Consider the following 20,759-nt stretch of genomic DNA (forward strand, 5'->3'; position numbering starts at 1 on the left):
CGGCATGGAACACACCAGCATCCGCACTAGTGTGGTCATGAGCACCCGATTGCGTCTGCAGAGAAAGGCTTTCCGTGAGCACGGACACCGACACCTCCCCCACGGCCCCCGCGAAGAAGTCGGCTGGCTCCGCGGCCCCCAAGGGAACGACCCGCACCGTCACCTCCGCGAACCCCACAGGCAAGGCGGGCACCGCGTCCCGCTCGACGCACCTGCCACGGCCGGTCGCGAAGAAGGCCGGATGGACGGACCTCGATGTCCGGGCGGTCGACACCGCGCGCCTCCTCGCCGCGGACTCGGTGCAGAAGTGCGGCAGCGGCCACCCCGGCACGGCGATGGCCCTCGCGCCGGCCGCCTACCTGCTCTACCAGCAGCTGATGACCCACGACCCGTCCGACCCCACCTGGCTGGGTCGCGACCGGTTCGTCCTGTCCGTCGGGCACTCCTCCCTGACCCAGTACGTCCAGCTCTTCCTCTCCGGCTACGGCCTGGAGCTGAGTGACCTCAAGGCCCTGCGCACCTGGGGCTCCCTCACCCCGGGCCACCCGGAGGTGCACCACACCCCCGGTGTCGAGATCACGACCGGCCCGCTCGGGTCCGGCTTCGCCTCCGCCGTGGGCATGGCCATGGCCCAGCGCCGTCAGCGCGGTCTCCTCGACCCGGAGGCGAAGGCGGGCGAGTCCCCCTTCGACCACACCATCTGGTGCCTCGCCTCCGACGGCGACCTGCAGGAGGGGGTGTCGGCCGAGGCGAGCTCGCTGGCCGGACACCAGGAGCTCGGCCACCTCAACGTCATCTACGACGCCAACCAGATCTCCATCGAGGACGACACCAACATCGCCTTCAGCGAGGACGTGGCCGCGCGCTACCGCGCCTACGGCTGGGACGTCATCGACGTCGACTGGCGCGGTGACGGTCGGGGCGAGGACTACGTCGAGGACGTGGACGCCCTCCACGCCGCGTGCACCCGGGCGAAGAAGAACACCAGCGCTCCCTCCCTCATCGTGCTGCACACGATCATCGCCTGGCCGGCCCCGACCAAGCAGGACACCGGCGCCTCCCACGGCTCCGCCCTCGGCGAGGAGGAGGTGGCGCAGACCAAGGAGCTGCTCGGCTTCGACCCGAAGAAGAGCTTCGCGGTCGAGAAGGCCGTCCTCGACCGCACGCGCGAGGTGAGGAAGCGCGGCAAGGCGGCGCACAAGCAGTGGGACACCAAGCTCGCCGCCTGGCGCAAGGCCAACCCCGAGCGTTCCACGCTGCTCGACCGCCTCGTCGACGCCACCGTCCCGGCCGGTCTGGGGCGGGCGCTGCCGACCTTCGAGGCCTCCGAGAAGGGCCTCGCCACGCGCGCGGCCTCCGGCAAGGTCCTCACCGCCCTCGCGGACGTCATGCCCGAGCTGTGGGGCGGTTCCGCGGACCTGGCCGGGTCGAACAACACGACGATGGACGGCGAACCCTCCTTCGTGCCCAAGAGCAAGCAGACCGGCTCCTTCCCGGGCCACGAGTACGGCCGCACGCTGCACTTCGGCATCCGTGAGAACGGCATGGGCATGGCGATGAACGGGATCGCCCTCGAGGGGCTGACCCGCGTCTACGGCGGGACCTTCCTCACCTTCTCCGACTACATGCGCCCGGCCGTGCGACTGGCCGCGCTGCAGCAGCTGCCGGTGACCTACGTGTGGACCCACGACTCGATCGGCCTCGGCGAGGACGGGCCGACCCACCAGCCGATCGAGCACCTCGCCGCGCTGCGCGCCATGCCCGGTCTCGACGTCGTGCGTCCCGGCGACGCCAACGAGGTCAGCGTCTGCTGGGGCCAGATCCTCAAGAACGGCACCACGGCGGCACTGGCGCTCTCCCGCCAGGGCACCCCGACGATCGACCGCACGGAGTTCGCGTCGGCGAAGGGAGCGGCCAAGGGCGCCTATGTCCTCGCCGAGTCGAGCACCCAGGTCCCCGAGGTCATCCTCGTGGCCACCGGCACCGAGGTCGCCGTCGCCATGGCCGCCCGGGTGACGCTGGAGAAGGCGAAGATCGGCACCCGCGTGGTCTCCATGCCCTGCCGGGAGTGGTTCGACCAGCAGACCCGGGCCTACCGCGAGAAGGTCCTCCCGGCCGCGGTGAGGGCACGCGTCTCCGTCGAGGCCGCCACGTCCTTCGGCTGGCGGGAGGTCGTCGGCGATGCCGGCGAGATCGTGGGCATCGACCACTTCGGGGCCTCCGCCGACCAGGCGACCCTCTACGAGAAGTTCGGCATCACGCCCGCAGCCGTCGTCAAGAAGGCCAAGGCGTCCATCAAGAACACGAAGGGATGAGCACCATGCCCGACCAGCTCCCCACCGCCCCCGGACCGATCGCCGACCTCGGCGAGGCCGGCGTCTCCGTGTGGCTCGACGACCTCAGCCGTGAGCGGCTGCGCTCGGGCAACCTCCAGGAGCTCATCGACACGACCGGCATCGTCGGCGTGACGACGAACCCGTCGATCTTCCAGGCGGCCCTGGCCGAGGGCGATGCCTACGACGAGCAGCTGAACGCCCTGGCCGCCGAGGGCAAGGACGTCGACGAGGTCGTCTTCGCGCTGACCACCGACGACGTGCGTGCCGCCTGTGACCTCTTCCGGCCGATCCACGAGGCCACCGACGGAGTCGACGGGCGGGTCTCCATCGAGGTGGATCCCCGTCTGGCCGAGGACTCCGAGCGGACCGCCGTCGTCGCTGCCCAGCTGGCCGAGGCGGTCGACCGGCCGCAGGTCTTCATCAAGATCCCGGCCACCGAGGCCGGCCTGCCGGCGATCACGAAGACCCTCGCAGCCGGCATCAGCGTCAACGTCACGCTGATCTTCAGCCTCGAGCGCTACCGCGCGGTGATGAATGCCTTCGTCGAGGGGCTCGAGCAGGCCCTCGACGCAGGCAGGGACATCTCGACGATCCACTCGGTGGCCTCCTTCTTCGTCTCCCGCGTGGACAGCGAGATCGACGCCCAGCTCGACCGGATCGGCACCGACGAGGCACGTGCCCTGCGCGGCAAGGCCGCCCTCGCCAACGCCCGGCTCGCGTACCAGGCCTACGAGGAGGTCTTCGCCACGCCACGCTGGGAGCGCCTCGAGGCCGAAGGAGGTCGCCGCCAGCGTCCGCTGTGGGCCTCCACCGGGGTGAAGAACCCGGACTACCCGGACACCCTCTACGTCACCGAGCTCGTGGCGGACGACACCGTGAACACCATGCCCGAGAAGACCCTCGACGCGACCATCGACCACGGCGTCATCACCGGTGACACCATCACCGGTGGCTATGCCGAGGCGGAGGACGTGCTCGACCGGCTCGAGACGCTCGGCGTGAGCTACACCGAGGTCACCGCGAAGCTCGAGACCGAGGGAGTCGAGAAGTTCGAGAAGGCCTGGAAGGAACTGCTCGACGGCGTGCGCACCGAGCTCGACAAGGCGACCACGCGGTGACCAGCCTCGCCGTCACCGCATCCGGCGCGGCCGCCGAGGCCGTCGCCGCGCACGTGCCGGCCCTGGTCGCCGAGGGTGTCGCCGGCCGGCTCTTCGACCGGGATGCCACGCTCTGGGGCGGGGCCGCCGAGAGCGAGGCCCGCACCCGCCTGTCGTGGGTCGGCCTGGGCCGCACCTCCCGCCACCTCGTCGGGGCGATCGGCGCCCTGCGCGAGGAGCTGCGTGAGCAGGGGGTCGACCGGATCGTCCTGTGCGGGATGGGCGGCAGCTCGCTCGCTCCGGAGGTCATCTGCGCCACGGCGGGCGTCCCGCTCGTCGTCCTCGACTCCAGCCACCCCGACGTCGTGCGCGCGGCGGTGGTCGACCTCGACAGGACGGCGGTCGTCGTCTCGAGCAAGTCCGGCTCGACGGTGGAGACCGACAGCCAGCGGCGGATCTTCGAGCAGGCCTTCGCGGATGCCGGCATCGACGCCGCGGCACGCATCATCGTCGTCACCGACCCGGGCAGCCCTCTCGAGGAGGATGCGCGGGCCAAGGGGCAGCGCGTCATCACCGCCGACCCCGAGGTGGGTGGCCGGTACTCCGCGCTCACCGCCTTCGGGCTCGTGCCCTCCGGGCTCGCCGGGGCGGACATCGAGGCACTCCTCGACGACGCCGAGCTCGTGAGCGACCTGCTCGCCGACGACGACGAGGCCAACCCCGCCCTGCGTCTGGGCGCCGCCATGGCGGGCACGGACCCGCTGCGGGACAAGCTCTACCTCGTCGACCACGGAACCTCCGCCACGGGCCTGGGCGACTGGGCCGAGCAACTCATCGCCGAGTCCACCGGCAAGGACGGGCGCGGGCTGCTCCCGGTCGTCCTGCGCTCCCCCGGGGCGACCGACGTACCGGGGGACGCCACCCTGGTGCGCCTCGTCGCGGACACCGACGAGGGTCATGACGCGCCCGCCCCGACGAGCTCACCCTCGACGGTCGACGTCGGCGGGTCCCTCGGCGCGCAGTTCCTCCTCTGGGAGGCCGCGACGGCCGTCGCCGGCCGGCTGCTCGGGATCAACCCCTTCGACCAGCCCGATGTCGAGAGCGCCAAGCAGGCCGCACGCGACCTCATGTCCGGCACCGGGGCGGCCGACGCGCCGGTCGATGCCACCGACGACGGTGTCCGGATCAGCCACCTCGGTGGCGACTGGCTCGGCGATGCCACCACGGTCGGGGCGGCCGTCGAGGCGCTGCTGGCCCAGCTCGACCCGCAGGACGGTTACGTCGCCGTCATGGCCTACCTCGACCGGGAGGGGCAGGCCCCCTTCGCCACGGTCGTCGACGCCCTCGCCGCACGGGTGCAGCGCCCGGTGACCTTCGGGTGGGGACCGCGCTTCCTCCACTCGACCGGGCAGTACCACAAGGGGGGCCCGCGCACCGGCGTCTACATCCAGGTCACCGACACCCCCCGGGCGGACCTGACGGTCCCCGGCCGTGACTTCTCCCTCGGTGACTTCATCTCGGCGCAGGCGGGCGGCGACGCCGCCGTCCTCGCCGACCGCGGGCGGCCCGTCCTCGTGCTCCACCTCACCGGCCACGACGAGGGCTTGGCTGCGGTGGACACCGCGCTGCGGGGTGGCCGGGCATGACACCCGCTCGCGTCACCGCCGACGTCAACCCGCTGCGCGACCCCCGGGACAAGCGCCTGCCACGGATCGCCGGCCCCTGCAGCCTCGTCCTCTTCGGGGTCACCGGCGACCTGGCCCGCAAGAAGCTCCTGCCGGCGATCTACGACCTCGCCAACCGGGGTCTGCTGCCCCCCGGCTTCTCCCTCGTCGGCTTCGCCCGTCGTGACTGGGCGGACCAGGACTTCGGCAAGGTCGTCTACGACGCGGTGCGCGAGCATGCCCGCACCCCCTTCCGCGAGGAGGTCTGGCGCTCCTTGTCGGAGGGGTTCCGCTTCGTCCCGGGCGTCTTCGACGACGATGCCGCCTTCGACCTGCTCGCCGAGACCGTCCGGGAGCTCGACGAGGAGCGCGGCACCGGAGGCAACCACGCCTTCTACCTGTCGATCCCGCCCGGGCTCTTCTCCGGCGTCTGCCAGCAGCTCAAGCGCAGTGGGCTCGCCGACCCGGGAGAGGACTCGTGGCGCCGGGTCGTCATCGAGAAGCCCTTCGGTCACGACCTGGAGAGCGCCCAGGAGCTCAACGACATCGTCGAGGCGGTCTTTCCCCCGGACTCGATCTTCCGGATCGACCACTACCTCGGCAAGGAGACGGTCCAGAACCTCCTCGCGCTGCGCTTCGCCAACCAGATGTTCGAGCCGGTCTGGAACAGCCACTACGTCGACCACGTGCAGATCACCATGGCCGAGGACATCGGCATCGGCGGGCGCGCGGGGTACTACGACGGCATCGGTGCGGCCCGGGACGTCATCCAGAACCACCTCCTCCAGCTCCTGGCCTTGACCGCCATGGAGGACCCCGTGAGCTTCGACGCGGACTCCCTGCGCACCGAGAAGGAGAAGGTCCTCGCGGCGGTGACCCTGCCGGATGACCTCGCGGGCGCGACCGTGCGCGGGCAGTACGCCGCCGGGTGGCAGGGCGGGGACAAGGTCTCCGGCTACCTCCAGGAGGAGGGGGTCGCGCCGGACTCGACGACCGAGACCTACGCCGCGCTGCGCCTCGACGTCAACACCCGCCGGTGGGCGGGGGTGCCCTTCTACCTGCGCACCGGGAAGCGGCTCGGTCGCCGGGTCACGGAGATCGCCGTCGTCTTCAAACGCGCCCCGCACCTGCCCTTCACGGACACCGAGACCGAGGAGCTCGGCCAGAACGCCGTGGTCATCCGGGTCCAGCCGGACGAAGGGGTGACCATGCGTTTCGGCGCGAAGGTCCCCGGCAACCAGATGGAGGTGCGCGACGTGACGATGGACTTCGGCTACGGTCGCGCCTTCACCGAGTCCAGCCCGGAGGCCTACGAGCGACTCATCCTCGACGTCCTGCTCGGCGACCCGCCCCTGTTCCCCCGACACCAGGAGGTCGAGCTCTCCTGGACGATCCTCGACCCGATCGAGGCCTTCTGGAGGACGCAGCAGGCGGTCGAGCAGTACCCTGCGGGCACCTGGGGCCCGGAGGCCGCCGATGCCATGATGGAGCGCGACGGACGCACCTGGAGGATGCCGTGATCGTCGACCTGCCCAACGCCAGCACGGCGCAGATCAGCCAGCGGCTCATCGAGATCCGCGAGGACGTCGGGGCGATGGCCCTCAGCCGGGTCCTCACCCTCGTGCTCGTCGTCCCCGAGGACGACGCCGAGGCGGCCCTGACCGTGGCCAACACCGCGAGCCACCAGCACCCGGCGCGCATCGTGTGCGTCATCATCGCGAACTCGCGGGGCAAGGCCCGCCTCGACGGGCAGATCCGGGTGGGCGGCGATGCGGGGGCGTCCGAGGTCGTCGTGCTGCGGCTCTACGGCGAGCTGACCCGGCACGCCCGCAGCGTCGTCACCCCGCTGGTCCTCCCCGACTCCCCCGTCGTCGCGTGGTGGCCCACCGAGACCCCCAAGGACCCTGCTGCCGATCCCGTCGGTGCCATGGCCCAGCGCCGGATCACCGACTGCGCCGCGGCCACGAACATCTCGGCGACCGTCAAGCGCCTCGCCCGCACCTACGCCCCCGGCGACACCGACCTCGCGTGGAGCCGGATCACCCTCTGGCGCGGCCTGCTGGCCACGGCCCTGGACCGTCCCCCCTTCGAGTCGGTCACCTCCGCCACCGTCGTGGGCGGCGCCGACTCCCCGTCCGCCGACCTCCTGGCCGGGTGGTTGCAGCACCGCCTGCGCTGCCCGGTCGCACTGGTCCGGTCCCGCTCCGGCACCGGCATCGTCAGCGTGCGGCTCGAGCGCGCCTCCGGTCCCATCGACCTCGTGCGTCCGCTCGCGGGCGACACGGCGACCCTCGCCCAGCCCGACCAGCCGGAGCGGGCCATCGCACTGGCCCCGCGCTCGGATGCCGAGTGCCTCGCCGACGAGCTGCGACGCCTCGACCCCGACGAGGTCTACGAGGACGCCTTGACCACCGGCATGGCCAAGGTCACCCGACGACGGATGACGATGACCGAAGCGGTCGAGGACGGGGCCGTCCCCTCCCCCAGCGCCGCCCGGCGGACGACGAGACGACTCGCGGAGAAGTCGCAGGAGGCAGTGCACAGCGCGATGGTCGAGGCCGCGCCCGACGCGGCCGACACCAGCACCGGCGCGGTCAAGTCGGCCGTGCGGGCCAAGCTCGACGAGAAGGAGGGACGATGACCTCCCCCGACCCCCTGCTCGTCCGCCACGCCGGGCCGAGCCGCCTGGTGACCGTCACCGGTGGACGCCTGCTCACCGCCGTGCTCGACGCCGTCGCCGCACGCGGTACCGCACACGTGGCCCTCACGGGGGGCACGATGGGATCTGCCGTCGTCGCCGCCCTCGCCGACCACCCGGCCCGCGACGCGGTGGACTGGTCGTGCGTCCACTTCTGGTGGGGCGACGAGCGGTTCCTGCCCGCCGGCGACGCCGAGCGCAATGACACGCAGAACGACGCCGCCGGCCTGCGCTCACTCACGCTCGGGTCGGACCGGGTGCACCGGGTGCCCGGCCCGGATGAGGTGGGCACGGCCGAGGAGTCCGCACAGGCCTACGCGCAGACGCTGCGGGACCAGGGCGGCGAGACCTTCGACGTCGTGCTGCTCGGGGTCGGCCCCGACGGCCACATCGCCTCGCTCTTCCCGGGGCACCCCCGGCAGCAGGCCGACGACACGATCGCGATCGCGGTGCACGACGCCCCGAAGCCGCCCCCGACCAGGGTCTCGCTCACCGCGGACTGCCTGTCGAGGGCACGTCAGGTGTGGTTCGTCGTCGCCGGGGACGACAAGGCGCAGGCGGTGGCGAAGGGAGTGTCCGGCGCCCCCGCGGACGAGAGCAGCACGGGGTTGGTCCGAGGCATCGAGCGCACCCTCTGGCTCGTCGACGAAAGCGCCGCGAGCGACGTCAGCGGATGAGTCCGCGGCCCCGCAGCTCGCCGAGCCGCTCCTCGAGGATGGCCTCCCCCTCGCTGTCGGAGCGTCGTTCCTTCACGTAGGCCAAGTGGGTCTTGTACACGGCGGCCGTCGGGGCGGAGGGCGGGTTGTCCCTGTCCTGGCCGGCGGGGAGGCCGCACTTCTTGCACTCCCACTCGGCGGGGACCTCGACGCCCTCGTCGCGCGAGAAGGAGGGCGTCATCTCGTGACCGTTGGCGCACCAGTAGGAGACGAAGGTCCGGGGCGCGGCGTCGCCGCGCTCGGCCTCGCCGGTCGGTCCGGCGCCGATACGGCTGCCCCGGATTGCGTTGCCACCTGCCATGGGTCGAAGCTCCTCGCGGTCAGAGAGTTACGGGGTCAGGCGTCGAACCGGTCGACGAGACCCATGCCGACGATCGAGGTGAACCAGACCGTGGCCACGACGACGGTGAACCGGGTGAGGTTGCGCTCGGCGACGGACGAACTGCCCAGCGAGGCGGTCATCCCGCCACCGAACATGTCGGAGAGACCACCTCCCTTGCCCTTGTGCATGAGGACGAGCAGGGTGAGGATCAGGCTGGTGATCACGAGGATCACCTGGAGTCCGATGCGGACGGCATTCACGCGGTCAGGTCCTTGTCGGTCGGGACACGGGATGGAGGGCACCCCGAAGAGGGCACGTGCCTCAGCCTACCTCCCCGGCAGGGCGATTCCGCTCAGGCGGTGAGGTGCTGCTGGTAACGGCAGATTGCGGCGAACTCCTCGGCCTCGAGGGAGGCACCCCCGACGAGTGCACCGTCGATGTCCGTGCCGGCCATGATCGAGGCGACGTTGCCGGACTTCACCGAGCCGCCGTAGAGGACCCTGGCCGCCTGCGCGGTCTCGGTGTCGTAGAGCTCCGCGAGCCGGCCCCGGATGGCGGCGCACACCTCCTGGGCGTCGTCCGGGGTGGCCACCTCGCCGGTGCCGATGGCCCACACCGGCTCGTAGGCGACGACGACGGTCTTGGCCTGCTCCGGTGTGATGCCGGCGAGGCTCCCCGAGACCTGCGCGACGACGTGCGCGACGTGGTCGCCCGCCTGACGGACCTCAAGACCCTCGCCGACGCACACGATCGGCACGAGACCGTGACGGAAGGCGGCGACGGCCTTGCTCGCGACGAGGTCATCGGTCTCGGCATGGCCGGCACGACGCTCGCTGTGCCCGACGACGACGTAGCTGCAGCCGAGCTTGGCGAGGAAGGCGCCCGAGACGTCGCCGGTGAAGGCGCCGGAGTCCTGCGGGCTGAGGTCCTGCGCGCCGTAGCGCAGGGCGAGCCGGTCGCCCTCCACGAGGGTCTGGACGGAACGCAGGTCGGTGAAGGGCGGGACGACGACGACCTCCACGGCGCCGACGTCGTGCCTGGCGTCACGCAGGGTCCAGTCGAGCTTCTGCACGAGGTGCGTCCCCTGCAGGTGGTCGAGGTTCATCTTCCAGTTGCCCGCCATGAGCGGGGTGCGGCTCGCCATCGTCTTAGTCATCCTCGTTCTGCTGCTCGAACACGGACAGACCGGGGAGGTCCTTGCCCTCGAGGTACTCGAGGCTGGCCCCGCCACCAGTGCTGATGTGGCTGAACTGATCATCGGTGAAACCGAGCTGGCGCACCGCCGCGGCGGAGTCGCCGCCACCGACCACGGTGAGGTGCCCACCCGTCGTCACGCGGACGAGGGCCTCGGCGACGGCCTGCGTACCGGCTGCGTAGGGGGCCATCTCGAAGGCGCCCATCGGCCCGTTCCAGAAGACGGTCCTGCAGTCGGCGAGCGTGTCGGCGAAGAGCCGGCCGGAGTCCGGGCCGATGTCCAGGCCCATCCGGTCGGCGGGGATCGCGTCGGCGGCGACGACCTCGTGGTCGGCGTCGGCGGAGAACTGCGTGGCCGCGACGACATCGGTGGGGAGGACGATCTCGACCCCGTCGCGCTCGGCGCGGGCCAGGTACTCCCTCACCGTGCCGAGCTGGTCCTCCTCCAGGAGGCTCGTGCCGACCTCGTGCCCCTGTGCCTTGAGGAAGGTGAAGACCATGCCACCCCCGATGAGCAGGCGGTCCGCGGTCCCGAGGAGGTTGTCGATGACACCGAGCTTGTCGCTGACCTTGGCGCCGCCGAGGACGACGGCGTAGGGGCGCGCCGGGTCGCTCGTCAGCCGGCGGAGCACCTCGACCTCGGTCTCCACGAGCGAGCCCATGGCGCTGGGCAGCCGGGTGGCGATGTCGTAGACGGAGGCCTGGGCGCGGTGGACCACGCCGAAGCCGTCGGAGACGTAGGCGTCGGCCAGCGCAGCGAGCTCGTCGGCGAAGGCCCCCCGCTCGGACTCGTCCTTGCTCGTCTCCCCCGCGTTGAACCGCAGGTTCTCCAGGAGCGCGACCTGCCCGTCGCCGAGGCCGGCCACGGTGGCGTGGGCGGACTCGCCCACGGTGTCGGTGGCGCAGGCGACGTCCTCCCCGAGCAGCTCACCCAGGCGGGTGGCCACCGGGGCCAGGGAGAACCGGGGGTCCGGCGCCCCCTTCGGACGGCCGAGGTGGGCGCACACGATGACGCGTGCGCCCGCCTCGGTCAGGCCGGTGATCGTCGGCAGCGAGGCCCTGATGCGGCCGTCGTCGGTGATGGTCTCCCCGTCCACCGGGACGTTGAGGTCGGATCGGACGAGGACGCGCTTGCCGCGCAGGTCGCCGAGGTCAGCGATGGTCTTCACGGGTGCCTTTCGGTGCCGACGGTCACGGATCAGGGCTCAGAGTGAGGAGCCGACGAGCGCCACGAGGTCGACGAGGCGGTTGGAGTAACCCCACTCGTTGTCGTACCACCCGACGACCTTGACCTGGTTGCCGATGACCTTGGTCAGGCCGGAGTCGAAGATGCAGCTGGCCGGGTCGGTCACGATGTCGCTGGAGACGATCGGGTCCTCGGTGTAGACGAGCTTGCCCTTCATCGGGCCCTCGGCCGCGGCCCTGCGGACGATCTCGTTGACCTCCTCGACGGAGGTCTCGCGGCCGGCCTCGAAGGTGAGGTCGGTCGCGGAGCCGGTGGGGACCGGGACGCGAAGGGCGTAGCCGTCGAGCTTGCCCTTCAGCTCGGGCAGCACGAGCGCGACGGCCTTCGCGGCCCCGGTGGAGGTCGGCACGATGTTCAGGGCCGCCGCACGGGCGCGACGCAGGTCCTTGTGCGGGCCGTCCTGGAGGTTCTGGTCCGCGGTGTAGGCGTGGATCGTGGTCATCAGACCCTTCTCGATGCCCAGGGCGTCGTTGAGGGCCTTGGCCATGGGCGCGAGACAGTTCGTCGTGCACGACGCATTGGAGATGATCGTGTGCTTGCTCGCGTCGTAGAGGTCGTCGTTGACGCCCATGACGACCGTGATGTCCTCGTTCTTCGCCGGGGCGGAGATGACGACCTTCTTGGCGCCGGCCTCGACGTGGGCCTTGGCGGCGGTGGCGTCGGTGAAGAAGCCGGTCGACTCGATGACGACGTCGACGCCGAGGTCGCCCCAGGGCAGCTTCGCCGGGTCGCGCTCGGCGAGCGAGGTGATGAGCGTGCCGTCGACCTCGATGCCGCCGTCCACGACCTTCACGTCGCCGTCGAACCGGCCGAGGATCGAGTCGTACTTGAGCAGGTGCGCCTGGGTGGCGTCGTCACCGAGGTCGTTGAAGGCCACGACCTCGATGTCGGCTCCGGACGCCCGGACGGCGCGGAAGAAGTTGCGGCCGATGCGGCCGAAGCCGTTGATGCCAACACGAACAGTCACGGTGGGGTGCCTCCCGAGAGTGATTCCACAAGTGGCCGCGGGGCTGCGGCTCAGGTCGGGGCCAGCCTATTGCCTCCGGTGGGTGCCGGGGGCACAGGGTCTCAACCGTCGAGCATGTCCGAGGTGAGCGACGCCTCGGTGCCGGGGAGGCCGTCCTCCTCGGCCCGCTTGTCGGCCATGGCGAGGAGCCGGCGGATGCGACCGGCCACGGCGTCCTTCGTCATCGGCGGGTCCGCCCGCTGCCCGAGCTCCTCGAGGGAGGCCTCCTTGAACTGCAACCGCAGCTGACCCGCCTCCCGCAGGTGATCGGGCATGTCATCGCCGAGTAGCTCCAGCGCGCGCTGCACTCGGGCGCCGGCAGCCACTGCGGCCCGGGCCGAGCGACGAAGGTTCGCGTCGTCGAAGTTGGCGAGCCGGTTGGCCGTGGCCCGCACCTCGCGGCGCATCCGGCGCTCCTCCCATGCGAGGACGGCCTCGTGGGCACCCAGGCGGGTGAGCATGGCCCCGATCGCGTCCCCGTCCCGGATGACCGCACGGTCGACGCCGCGGACCTCGCGCGCCTTCGACGGGATGCCCAGCCGCCGGGCCGCACCGACGAGGGCGAGCGCCGCCTCGGGGCCGGGGCAGGTGATCTCGAGGGAGGAGCTGCGGCCGGGCTCGGTCAGCGAGCCGTGGGCGAGGAAGGCTCCGCGCCATGCGGCCTCGGCGTCGCAGACCGCTCCCCCGACGACCCGGGGCGGGAGGCCGCGCACCGGCCGACCGTCGGCGTCGACGAGGCCGGTCTGGCGAGCCAGCGCCTGCCCGTCCTTGCTCACGCGCACGATGTAGCGGCTGCCGCGACGCAGTCCACCGGCGGCCAGCTGCATGATCTCGGTCTCGTAGCCGTAGATCTCGATGATGTCCTTGCGCACGCGCCGTGCGGCGCTGGCCGTGTCGAGCTCGGCCTCGACGACGATCTGCCGGCCCACCTTGTGCAGCCCTCCGGCGAAGCGCAGCAGACTGGCGACCTCGGCCTTGCGACAGCAGGTTCGAGTCACCTCGAACCTGCTCAGCTCGTCCTTGACCTTGTCGGTCATCGCCATGGAGGTGTTCCTTCCGGTGGTGTCGCCAGATCGCTCACGAGAGGATGTCACGATAGGCCGCCGCCAGCCGCAACGCGTCATGACGATCCGTGTGCTGGACCTGCGCGAGCGGCATGGTGACGAGCTGGGCGCCGAGCGTGTCGCACGCGGCCGCCAGCCTGGCCTCGTCCTCGACGATGTGCGGATCCGCGAGCACGACGTCCACGCTCAGCTCCGGAGCCGTCTGGTGGAGCGTCTCGATGTGCCGCGTCGCGGAGAAGCCCCGGGTCTCGGCCGTGTGCATCTCGAGGTTGAGGGTGAGCACCTTGCGTGCCTGCGTCCGGGTGAGGGCCTCCCGCAGCTCGGGCACGAGCAGGTGCGTGAGTACCGAGGTGTACCAGGAGCCGGGACCGATGACGATGTGGTCGGCCTCGCGCACGGCGGCGAGGGCCTCCGGGCGGGCGGGTGGGTCGTTCGGCACCAGGGAGATCGACTCGACGAGCCCCCGGGTCCGGGCGATGGCCACCTGACCTCGTACCGTCGCCACGGTCGACGGGTCGGCCCCCTCGGCACCGCTGACCTGCGCCGTGAGCTCGAGCGGGACTGCAGCCATGGGAAGCACCCTGCCACGGGCACTGAGCAGGCGCCCGACGAGATCGAGCCCGCTGACCGGATCCTCGTGCAGCTGCCAGAGCGCGACGATGAGCAGGTTGCCCAGGGCGTGTCCGGACAGGTCCCCGTCGCCGGTGAAGCGGTGCTGGAGGACATCGCTCCACGTCTGTCCCCACTCGCTGTCGTCACACAGCGCGGTGAGCGCCATCCGCAGGTCGCCCGGTGGCAGGACGTCGAAGTCCTCACGCAGACGCCCGGAGGAGCCGCCGTTGTCGGCGACCGTGACGATCGCCGTGACCTGCTCACACACGAGACGAAGGGCGGAGAGCGAGGCGGCGAGGCCGTGGCCACCACCGAGGGCGACCACCTTGGCGGAACGCAGGACGTCGGGCACGCTCATTCCTGTCCCAGGTCACGGTGGACGACGAAGGTGGCGATCTGGCTCGAGCCCAAGCGGGAGGCCAGTGCCTCGGCGATGGCGACGGAGCGGTGCTTGCCGCCCGTGCACCCGACGGCGAGCGTCACGTAGCGACGGTTTTCGCGCAGGTAGCCGGCGATGACCGGCTCGAGCATCGTCTCCACGCCGTCGATGAACTCCCCCGCTCCGGTCTGCGAGAGCACGTAGTCGGAGACCTGCGTCTCCCGCCCGGTGTGTGATCGCAGCTCGGGGACCCAGAAGGGGTTGGGCAGGAAGCGCATGTCGAAGACGAAGTCCGCGTCGAGCGGGACCCCGTACTTGAAGCCGAAGGAGAGCACCGCCAGACGCAACCGCTCCGATGACTGGGACATGAAGAGCGGACTGATCTTGCGGCTGAGCTGGTGGACGTTGAGGCCTGAGGTGTCGACGACGTTCTCCGCACTCGTGCGGACGTCGGCGAGCACCTCGCGCTCCTGCTGGATGGCGTCCAGCAGGCGTCCCTTCCCCTGGAGGGGGTGTGGCCGGCGGACGCTCTCGAAACGCCGGACGAGGGCTTCATTCGTCGCGTCGAGGAAGACGAGGTGAGTGCGCCAGCCCCGCTCCCGGAGGCGCTCCAAGGAGGAGGTGAGGGTCTCGAAGCCCTGGGCTCGCACGTCGAGGACGATCCCGATCCGGGACTGCTCGGACTCGGGCACGACCGGGTCCTCGCGGGACTCCGACAGCCTGAGCAGGTCCGGCAGGAGCATCACCGGCAGGTTGTCGATGACGTACCAGCCGTGGTCCTCCATGACGTTGCCGACGGTGGAGCGCCCGGCACCGCTCATGCCGGTGACGACGACCACCTCGGGACCGGTCTCCGGCGCCTCGCGCTGGAGGGGGATCTCGGGCTGGGTCATCGTGGCTCTCCTTCGTCGAGGACCTCGCCGGTCGTGAGGTTCACCGTCGGCGTGGGGGCGTTCGGGGCCAACTCTGCCGCAATCCGCTCCGCGAGTGCAGGTCCGATCCCCGGCGCCTCGGCCAGCTCCTCCACCCCTGCAGCCCGAATCCGCTTCACCGAGCCGAACCGTGCCAGCAGCGCCTTGCGGCGGGCCTCTCCCAGCCCCGGTATCCCATCGAGCGCGCTCTGCGTCATCGAGCGACTGCGTCGCTCGCGGTGGAAGGTGTTGGCGAAGCGGTGGGCCTCGTCGCGCAGTCGTTGGAGGAGGTAGAGGGCCTCGCTGGTCCGCGGCAGGATGACCGGGTGGTCGTCACCGGGGAGCCACACCTCCTCGAGGCGCTTGGCCAGACCGACGAGGGCGACGTCATCGATCCCCAGCTCGTCGAGGACCTGCTGCGCTGCGGCGACCTGGGGGGCGCCGCCGTCGACGACGACGAGGTTGGGTGGGTAGGCGAAGCGGCGCACCTCCGTCGCCTGGCTCGCCTCCGGGTCCGTGTGCTCCCGGTCGCGCTCCTTGAGGTGGCGGGCGAAGCGGCGGGTGAGGACCTCGTGCATGGCGGCGGTGTCGTCCGTGCGCCCGTCGACGTCTCCGCGCACGATGAACCGCCGGTACTCGTTCTTGCGGGCCACCCCGTCCTCGAACACGACCATCGAGCCGACGACATCGCTGCCCTGCACGTGGGCGATGTCGTAGCCCTCGATGCGCAGCGGCGCGTCATCGAGACCGAGCATCTCCTGCAGGTCCTGGAGCGCCTGGCTGCGCGCGGTGAGGTCGCCCGCGCGGGCGACCTTGTGCCGGGCCAGGGACTGGGTCGCATTGCGCTCCACCGTGGCCATGAGGCTTCGCTTGTCGCCCCGCTGGGGGACGCGGAGGTCCACCCGGCTGCCTCGCCGCTCCCCGAGCCACTGGGCCATCTCCGAGGCTGCCGGCGGCAGCACGGGGACGAGGACCTCCCGGGGGACGGCCTCGCCGCCGTAGACCTGCTGCAGCAGGTGCTCGACGAGCTCGGGAACGGACTCGGCGTCCTTCTCCGCGACCCAGCCACGCTGTCCGCGGATGCGCCCGCCGCGCACGTGGAAGACCTGGATGGCCACCTCGAGCTCGTCGTCGGCGACGGCGAAGACGTCGGCGTCAGTGTCGTCATGGAAGACGACCGTGGACTTCTCCAGGGCCTTGGTCAGGGCGGCGAGGTCGTCCCGCAGCCGGGCCGCCTGCTCGAAGTCGAGGTCGGCGGACGCGGCCTTCATCCGCTCCTCGACCCGGCGTACGAACCGGCCGGTGTTGCCGGCGAGGAAGTCGCACAGCTCATCGGCCAGCGCCCGGTGCTCCTCGGGGGTCACCCACCCGACGCACGGCGCCGAGCACTTGTCGATGTAGCCGAGGAGGCACGGACGCCCGGACTGCTCCGCCCGCTTGAGGACCCCCGCGCTGCAGGTGCGGACCGGGAAGACGCGCAGGAGCAGGTCGAGGGTCTCGCGGATGGCCCACGCGTGGGTGTAGGGCCCGAAGTACCTCGTGCCCTTGCGCTTGGCTCCGCGCAGGACCTGGGCGCGGGGGAACTCCTCGCCCATCGTCACCGCGAGGTAGGGGTAGGACTTGTCGTCCCGGTACTTGACGTTGAACCGGGGGTCGTACTCCTTGATCCACGAGTACTCGAGCTGGAGTGCCTCGACCTCGGTGGCGACGACGGTCCACTCCACGGCGGCACCCGTGCGCACCATCCGCGCGGTGCGTGGGTGCAGGGCGGCGATGTCCTGGAAGTAGGACGACAGGCGCGGGCGCAGGGACTTCGCCTTGCCGACGTAGATGACACGACCGTGCTCGTCCCGGAAGCGGTAGACGCCGGGCTCGGTCGGGATCGACCCGGGAGCGGGTCGATAGGTTGCGGGATCTGCCACTGCTCGAGCCTAGGAGACGACGATCTCGTCGCCCTCGACGGTCGCGGTCCTCGCCGCGAGTCCCTCGGTGGCGGGACCCTGGGTCATCGCACCGGACGCCGGGTCGAACTCACTCCCGTGGCAGGGACAGACGATGGCGCTCGCGGTCACCTCACCGACCGCGCACCCCTGGTGGGGACACCGCGCGTCGAAGGCCTTGAACTCACCGTCGGTGGGCTGGGTGATCACCACGTCGTCGCGGATGAGTCCACCACCCTGGGGGACGTCGGTGACCGGAACCCGGACGCTCTGCGTCGAGCCGGATCCCCCGTCGTCGGCACCACCACCGCAGGCCGTCACCGAGACGGCAGCAACGCCTGCCGTCGTCGCCATGCCGAGAGCATCCCGTCGTGTCGTCGTCATCGTGGCCTCCGTGGGTAGTACAGGACGTCGTGGCGATCATCCCACCCCGGGGAGGTCACCCCGCCTTCCGGGCACGGCGAGCGGCGGAGCTCGCCGCAGTGGACACCCTCGTCGGCGAGGCCTTTTTCTTCCCCTTCGTGGCCGAGGCCCGCTTCGTCCCCTTCGCCGCCCCCTTCGTCGTCCGGGCCGGCTCGGCGGGCTCCTCGACGAGCTCTCCGACGATCGGGGTGATGTCGGACTTGGCGAGGACCGGGCCGAGGAAACGACCGGTGTGCGAGGCCGCGACGGCCGCCACGTCCTCCGGGGTGCCGGTGGCGACCACGAGGCCGCCCCCGTCGCCGCCCTCCGGGCCCATGTCGATGATCCAGTCGGCGCTCTTGACGACGTCGAGGTTGTGCTCGATGACGAGGACGCTGTTGCCCTTGTCGACGAGCCCCTGGAGCACGAGGAGCAGCTTGCGGATGTCCTCGAAGTGCAGACCGGTCGTCGGCTCGTCGAGGACGTAGATCGTCCGGCCGTTGGATCGCTTCTGCAGCTCGGCGGCGAGCTTGACGCGCTGCGCCTCACCACCGGAGAGGGTCGTCGCCGGCTGCCCGAGGCGGACGTAACCCAGACCGACCGCGTTGAGCGTCTTCATGTGCCGCGCGATCGCCGGGACGGCGGCGAAGAAGTCCTCCGCCTCCTCGATCGGCATGTCGAGGACCTCGGCGATGTTCTTGCCCTTGAAGTGCACCTCGAGCGTCTCCCGGTTGTACCGGGCGCCGTGACACACCTCGCACGGGACATAGACGTCCGGGAGGAAGTTCATCTCGATCTTCAACGTGCCGTCGCCGGAGCAGGCATCGCACCGGCCACCCTTGACGTTGAAGGAGAAGCGCCCCGGCAGGTAGCCGCGCACCTTCGCCTCGCTCGTCTCCGCGAAGAGCCGACGCACGTGATCGAAGACCCCGGTGTAGGTCGCCGCATTGGACCGTGGCGTGCGTCCGATGGGGCTCTGGTCGACGTGGACGACCTTGTCGAGGTGCTCGAGCCCGGTGACCGTCTTGTGGCGGCCGGGGACCTGCCGGGCACCGTTGAGCTTGTTGGCGAGGACCTTGTAGAGGATGTCGTTGACCAGGGTCGACTTGCCCGAGCCGGAGACCCCCGTGATGGCGACGAAGGTTCCCAGCGGAAAGGAGACGTCGATGCCGTGGAGGTTGTGCTCACGGGCGCCCTTGACCGTCACCTCCCGCCCGGGCTGCTGCGGTCGGCGGGTCACCGGGAGGTGGATCTCGTCGGCCCCGGAGAGGAAGCGGCCGGTGGCCGAGCGCTCGTTGGCCAGCAGCCCCTCCAAGGACCCCGAGTGCACGACGTGGCCGCCGTGCTCACCCGCACCGGGACCGATGTCGACGACCCAGTCGGAGGCGGCGATGGTGTCCTCGTCGTGCTCGACGACGATCAGGGTGTTGCCCAGGTCCCGCAGCCGGGTGAGCGTCTCGATGAGGCGGCGGTTGTCCCGCTGGTGCAGACCGATGCTCGGCTCGTCGAGGACGTAGAGGACCCCGACGAGGCCGGAGCCTATCTGGGTGGCCAACCGGATGCGCTGGGCCTCTCCGCCGGAGAGTGTTCCGGCAGCCCGCGAGAGCGAGAGGTAGTCCAGGCCGACGTCGAGGAGGAAGCCGAGGCGGGCATCGATCTCCTTGATCACCTGCTCGGCGATCTGCCGCTCCCGGTCGGTGAAGTCCACGGTCTCGAGGAAGCCGGCCGCGTGCCGGATCGACAGCGCCGAGACGTCGGCGATGCTCTGGCCTCCGACGAGGACGGCGAGCGACTCCGGCTTGAGGCGGGTGCCCGCGCACGTCGGGCACGGGATCTCCCGCATGTAGCCCTCGTACCTGTCCCGGCTCCAGTCGGACTCGGTCTCGCTGTGGCGCCGCTTGATGAAGGGGATGACCCCCTCGAAACCCGTGCTGTAGGAGCGCTCGCGCCCGAAGCGGTTGCGGTAGCGCACGTGCACCTGGTGCTTGTACCCCTCGAGCAGGGCCGTGCGGGCCCGGCCGGGCAACGCCCGCCACGGGGTCTCCATGTCGAAGCCGAGGTCGTCCCCGAGCGCCGCCATGGTCCGCTGGAAGTACTGGGCCGACTGGGTGCCCTGCGCCCAGGGGGCGATGGCCCCCTCGCCGAGCGCCAGGTCCTCGTCGGGGACGACGAGATCGGCGTCGACCTCGAGCTCGGTCCCGAGACCGGTGCACTTCGGGCAGGCACCGAAGGGGGAGTTGAAGGAGAAGGAGCGCGGCTCGATCTCGTCGATGTCGAGCGGGTGGTCGTTGGGGCAGGCCATCGTCTCGGAGTAGCGACGTTGGCGCTGCGGGTCGTCCTCGTCCAGGTCGACGAAGTCGATGACGACGACCCCCCCGGCCAGGCCGAGCGAGGTCTCGATGGAGTCGGTGAGGCGCTGCTTGTTCGCCCGGTCGTCCGCCCCCTTCGCCACGAGCCGGTCGACGACGACGTCGATGGTGTGCTTGACCTGCTTCTCCAGCGTCGGGGGCTCCGACAGCGAGATCGTCTCGCCGTCGACCCGGGCGCGGCTGTACCCCTTCGCCCGCAGCTCGGAGAAGAGGTCGACGAACTCACCCTTGCGGGCGCGCACGACGGGCGCGAGGACCTGGAAGCGGGTGCGCTCGGGCAGCTCGAGCAGCCGGTCGACGATCTGCTGGGGGCTCTGCCGGGTGATGGCCTCGCCGCAGACGGGGCAGTGCGGACGGCCCACGCGGGCGAAGAGCAGTCGCAGGTAGTCGTGGACCTCGGTGATCGTGCCCACGGTTGACCGCGGGTTGCGGTTCGTCGACTTCTGGTCGATGGACACCGCCGGGGACAGGCCCTCGATGAAGTCGACGTCCGGCTTGTCCATCTGGCCGAGGAACTGGCGGGCGTACGCCGACAACGACTCGACGTATCGCCGCTGCCCCTCGGCGAAGATCGTGTCGAAGGCGAGCGACGACTTGCCCGAACCGGAGAGGCCGGTGAAGACCACGAAGGAGTCCCGGGGGATGTCGACGTGGATGTCCTTGAGGTTGTGCTCACGGGCACCCTGGACGACGATCCGGTCGTGGAGGCGGGAGCCGGCGGCCTTGGCTGCAGTCACACTCCACACCCTAGGCGTCTCCCCCGACAGCCCACCCCCGCCTCTCGGTCGTCGGACCCCCGACCG

At 71.0% G+C, this 20,759-nt stretch carries 17 protein-coding genes; 6 read left to right on the top strand and 11 right to left on the bottom strand.

What is annotated here, in order from left to right; genetic code table 11:
• The first annotated feature begins 212 nt into the window (after positions 1 to 212).
• From tkt to pgl, 6 genes are read left to right on the top strand one after another with little or no spacing between them, the layout of a single operon-like run.
• The gene (gene tkt / locus ACR9E9_RS11495) at positions 213 to 2,315 is read left to right on the top strand and encodes a transketolase (RefSeq protein WP_435203633.1); all 2,103 of its coding nucleotides are present in this window, start codon (positions 213 to 215) and stop codon (positions 2,313 to 2,315) included.
• Positions 2,312 to 3,454, top strand: coding sequence for a transaldolase (gene tal, locus ACR9E9_RS11500; protein ID WP_435198624.1), 1,143 nt, complete (start codon positions 2,312 to 2,314; stop codon positions 3,452 to 3,454). Before tkt ends, tal begins: the two co-directional genes overlap by 4 nt.
• Positions 3,451 to 5,079 carry a glucose-6-phosphate isomerase gene (locus ACR9E9_RS11505; protein WP_435198625.1) on the top strand — a complete coding sequence of 543 codons (1,629 nt, stop codon included), beginning with the start codon at positions 3,451 to 3,453 and terminating at the stop codon, positions 5,077 to 5,079. The genes tal and ACR9E9_RS11505 overlap by 4 nt, the downstream gene beginning before the upstream one ends.
• On the top strand, positions 5,076 to 6,617 hold the full coding sequence (zwf, locus tag ACR9E9_RS11510) for a glucose-6-phosphate dehydrogenase (protein WP_435198626.1): 1,542 nt from the start codon (positions 5,076 to 5,078) through the stop codon (positions 6,615 to 6,617). Before ACR9E9_RS11505 ends, zwf begins: the two co-directional genes overlap by 4 nt.
• Positions 6,614 to 7,738 carry a glucose-6-phosphate dehydrogenase assembly protein OpcA gene (gene opcA / locus ACR9E9_RS11515; protein WP_435198627.1) on the top strand — a complete coding sequence of 375 codons (1,125 nt, stop codon included), beginning with the start codon at positions 6,614 to 6,616 and terminating at the stop codon, positions 7,736 to 7,738. The genes zwf and opcA overlap by 4 nt, the downstream gene beginning before the upstream one ends.
• Positions 7,735 to 8,472 carry a 6-phosphogluconolactonase gene (gene pgl, locus ACR9E9_RS11520; RefSeq protein WP_435198628.1) on the top strand — a complete coding sequence of 246 codons (738 nt, stop codon included), beginning with the start codon at positions 7,735 to 7,737 and terminating at the stop codon, positions 8,470 to 8,472. Before opcA ends, pgl begins: the two co-directional genes overlap by 4 nt.
• Here pgl and ACR9E9_RS11525 read toward each other — a convergent pair.
• The 11 genes from ACR9E9_RS11525 to uvrA form a co-directional block, all read right to left on the bottom strand.
• A complete protein-coding gene (locus tag ACR9E9_RS11525; RefSeq protein ID WP_435198629.1) occupies positions 8,462 to 8,812 on the bottom strand; it encodes an RNA polymerase-binding protein RbpA in 351 nt (116 codons plus the stop codon). The two genes, pgl and ACR9E9_RS11525, sit on opposite strands and share 11 nt — an antisense overlap.
• 35 nt (positions 8,813 to 8,847) lie before the next feature.
• Positions 8,848 to 9,093, bottom strand: a complete 246-nt coding sequence (gene secG, locus ACR9E9_RS11530; RefSeq protein ID WP_435198630.1) for a preprotein translocase subunit SecG — start codon at positions 9,091 to 9,093, stop codon at positions 8,848 to 8,850.
• A 92-nt stretch (positions 9,094 to 9,185) separates the two neighbouring features.
• A complete protein-coding gene (tpiA, locus tag ACR9E9_RS11535) occupies positions 9,186 to 9,977 on the bottom strand; it encodes a triose-phosphate isomerase (RefSeq protein WP_435198631.1) in 792 nt (263 codons plus the stop codon).
• Between the two features lie 4 nt (positions 9,978 to 9,981).
• The gene (locus tag ACR9E9_RS11540) at positions 9,982 to 11,196 is read right to left on the bottom strand and encodes a phosphoglycerate kinase (RefSeq protein WP_435198632.1); all 1,215 of its coding nucleotides are present in this window, start codon (positions 11,194 to 11,196) and stop codon (positions 9,982 to 9,984) included.
• 36 nt (positions 11,197 to 11,232) lie between these two features.
• Positions 11,233 to 12,240 (bottom strand): type I glyceraldehyde-3-phosphate dehydrogenase, encoded by a 1,008-nt coding sequence (gene gap, locus ACR9E9_RS11545; RefSeq protein ID WP_435198633.1) that lies wholly within the window; start codon positions 12,238 to 12,240, stop codon positions 11,233 to 11,235.
• Between the two features lie 101 nt (positions 12,241 to 12,341).
• On the bottom strand, positions 12,342 to 13,322 hold the full coding sequence (gene whiA / locus ACR9E9_RS11550; RefSeq protein ID WP_435198634.1) for a DNA-binding protein WhiA: 981 nt from the start codon (positions 13,320 to 13,322) through the stop codon (positions 12,342 to 12,344).
• A 34-nt stretch (positions 13,323 to 13,356) separates the two neighbouring features.
• Positions 13,357 to 14,313: a gluconeogenesis factor YvcK family protein gene (locus ACR9E9_RS11555; RefSeq protein WP_435198635.1), complete on the bottom strand. Its 957-nt coding sequence runs from the start codon at positions 14,311 to 14,313 to the stop codon at positions 13,357 to 13,359.
• Positions 14,310 to 15,227 (bottom strand): RNase adapter RapZ, encoded by a 918-nt coding sequence (rapZ, locus tag ACR9E9_RS11560; protein ID WP_435198636.1) that lies wholly within the window; start codon positions 15,225 to 15,227, stop codon positions 14,310 to 14,312. The genes ACR9E9_RS11555 and rapZ overlap by 4 nt, the downstream gene beginning before the upstream one ends.
• Complete coding sequence (gene uvrC / locus ACR9E9_RS11565) at positions 15,224 to 17,167, bottom strand: excinuclease ABC subunit UvrC (RefSeq protein ID WP_435198637.1); 1,944 nt, start codon at positions 17,165 to 17,167, stop codon at positions 15,224 to 15,226. The genes rapZ and uvrC overlap by 4 nt, the downstream gene beginning before the upstream one ends.
• A gap of 9 nt (positions 17,168 to 17,176) precedes the next feature.
• Positions 17,177 to 17,569 (bottom strand): Rieske (2Fe-2S) protein, encoded by a 393-nt coding sequence (locus ACR9E9_RS11570; RefSeq protein ID WP_435198638.1) that lies wholly within the window; start codon positions 17,567 to 17,569, stop codon positions 17,177 to 17,179.
• Positions 17,570 to 17,624: 55 nt separating this feature from the next.
• Positions 17,625 to 20,693, bottom strand: a complete 3,069-nt coding sequence (gene uvrA, locus ACR9E9_RS11575) for an excinuclease ABC subunit UvrA (RefSeq protein ID WP_435198639.1) — start codon at positions 20,691 to 20,693, stop codon at positions 17,625 to 17,627.
• Positions 20,694 to 20,759: the final 66 nt, after the last annotated feature.

The sequence above is a fragment of the Janibacter sp. GS2 genome (assembly GCF_051200835.1).
Taxonomy (GTDB): Bacteria; Actinomycetota; Actinomycetes; order Actinomycetales; family Dermatophilaceae; genus Janibacter.

What these genes read in the sequence shown, in the direction of transcription:
- tal (WP_435198624.1), top strand. Translation starts at nt 2,312, where the DNA reads ATGAGCACCATGCCCGACCAGCTCCCCACCGCCCCCGGACCGATCGCC.
- zwf (WP_435198626.1), top strand. Translation starts at nt 5,076, where the DNA reads ATGACACCCGCTCGCGTCACCGCCGACGTCAACCCGCTGCGCGACCCC.
- pgl (WP_435198628.1), top strand. Translation starts at nt 7,735, where the DNA reads ATGACCTCCCCCGACCCCCTGCTCGTCCGCCACGCCGGGCCGAGCCGC.
- ACR9E9_RS11525 (WP_435198629.1), bottom strand. Translation starts at nt 8,812, where the DNA reads ATGGCAGGTGGCAACGCAATCCGGGGCAGCCGTATCGGCGCCGGACCG.
- tpiA (WP_435198631.1), bottom strand. Translation starts at nt 9,977, where the DNA reads ATGGCGAGCCGCACCCCGCTCATGGCGGGCAACTGGAAGATGAACCTC.
- whiA (WP_435198634.1), bottom strand. Translation starts at nt 13,322, where the DNA reads ATGGCGATGACCGACAAGGTCAAGGACGAGCTGAGCAGGTTCGAGGTG.
- ACR9E9_RS11555 (WP_435198635.1), bottom strand. Translation starts at nt 14,313, where the DNA reads ATGAGCGTGCCCGACGTCCTGCGTTCCGCCAAGGTGGTCGCCCTCGGT.
- rapZ (WP_435198636.1), bottom strand. Translation starts at nt 15,227, where the DNA reads ATGACCCAGCCCGAGATCCCCCTCCAGCGCGAGGCGCCGGAGACCGGT.
- ACR9E9_RS11570 (WP_435198638.1), bottom strand. Translation starts at nt 17,569, where the DNA reads ATGACGACGACACGACGGGATGCTCTCGGCATGGCGACGACGGCAGGC.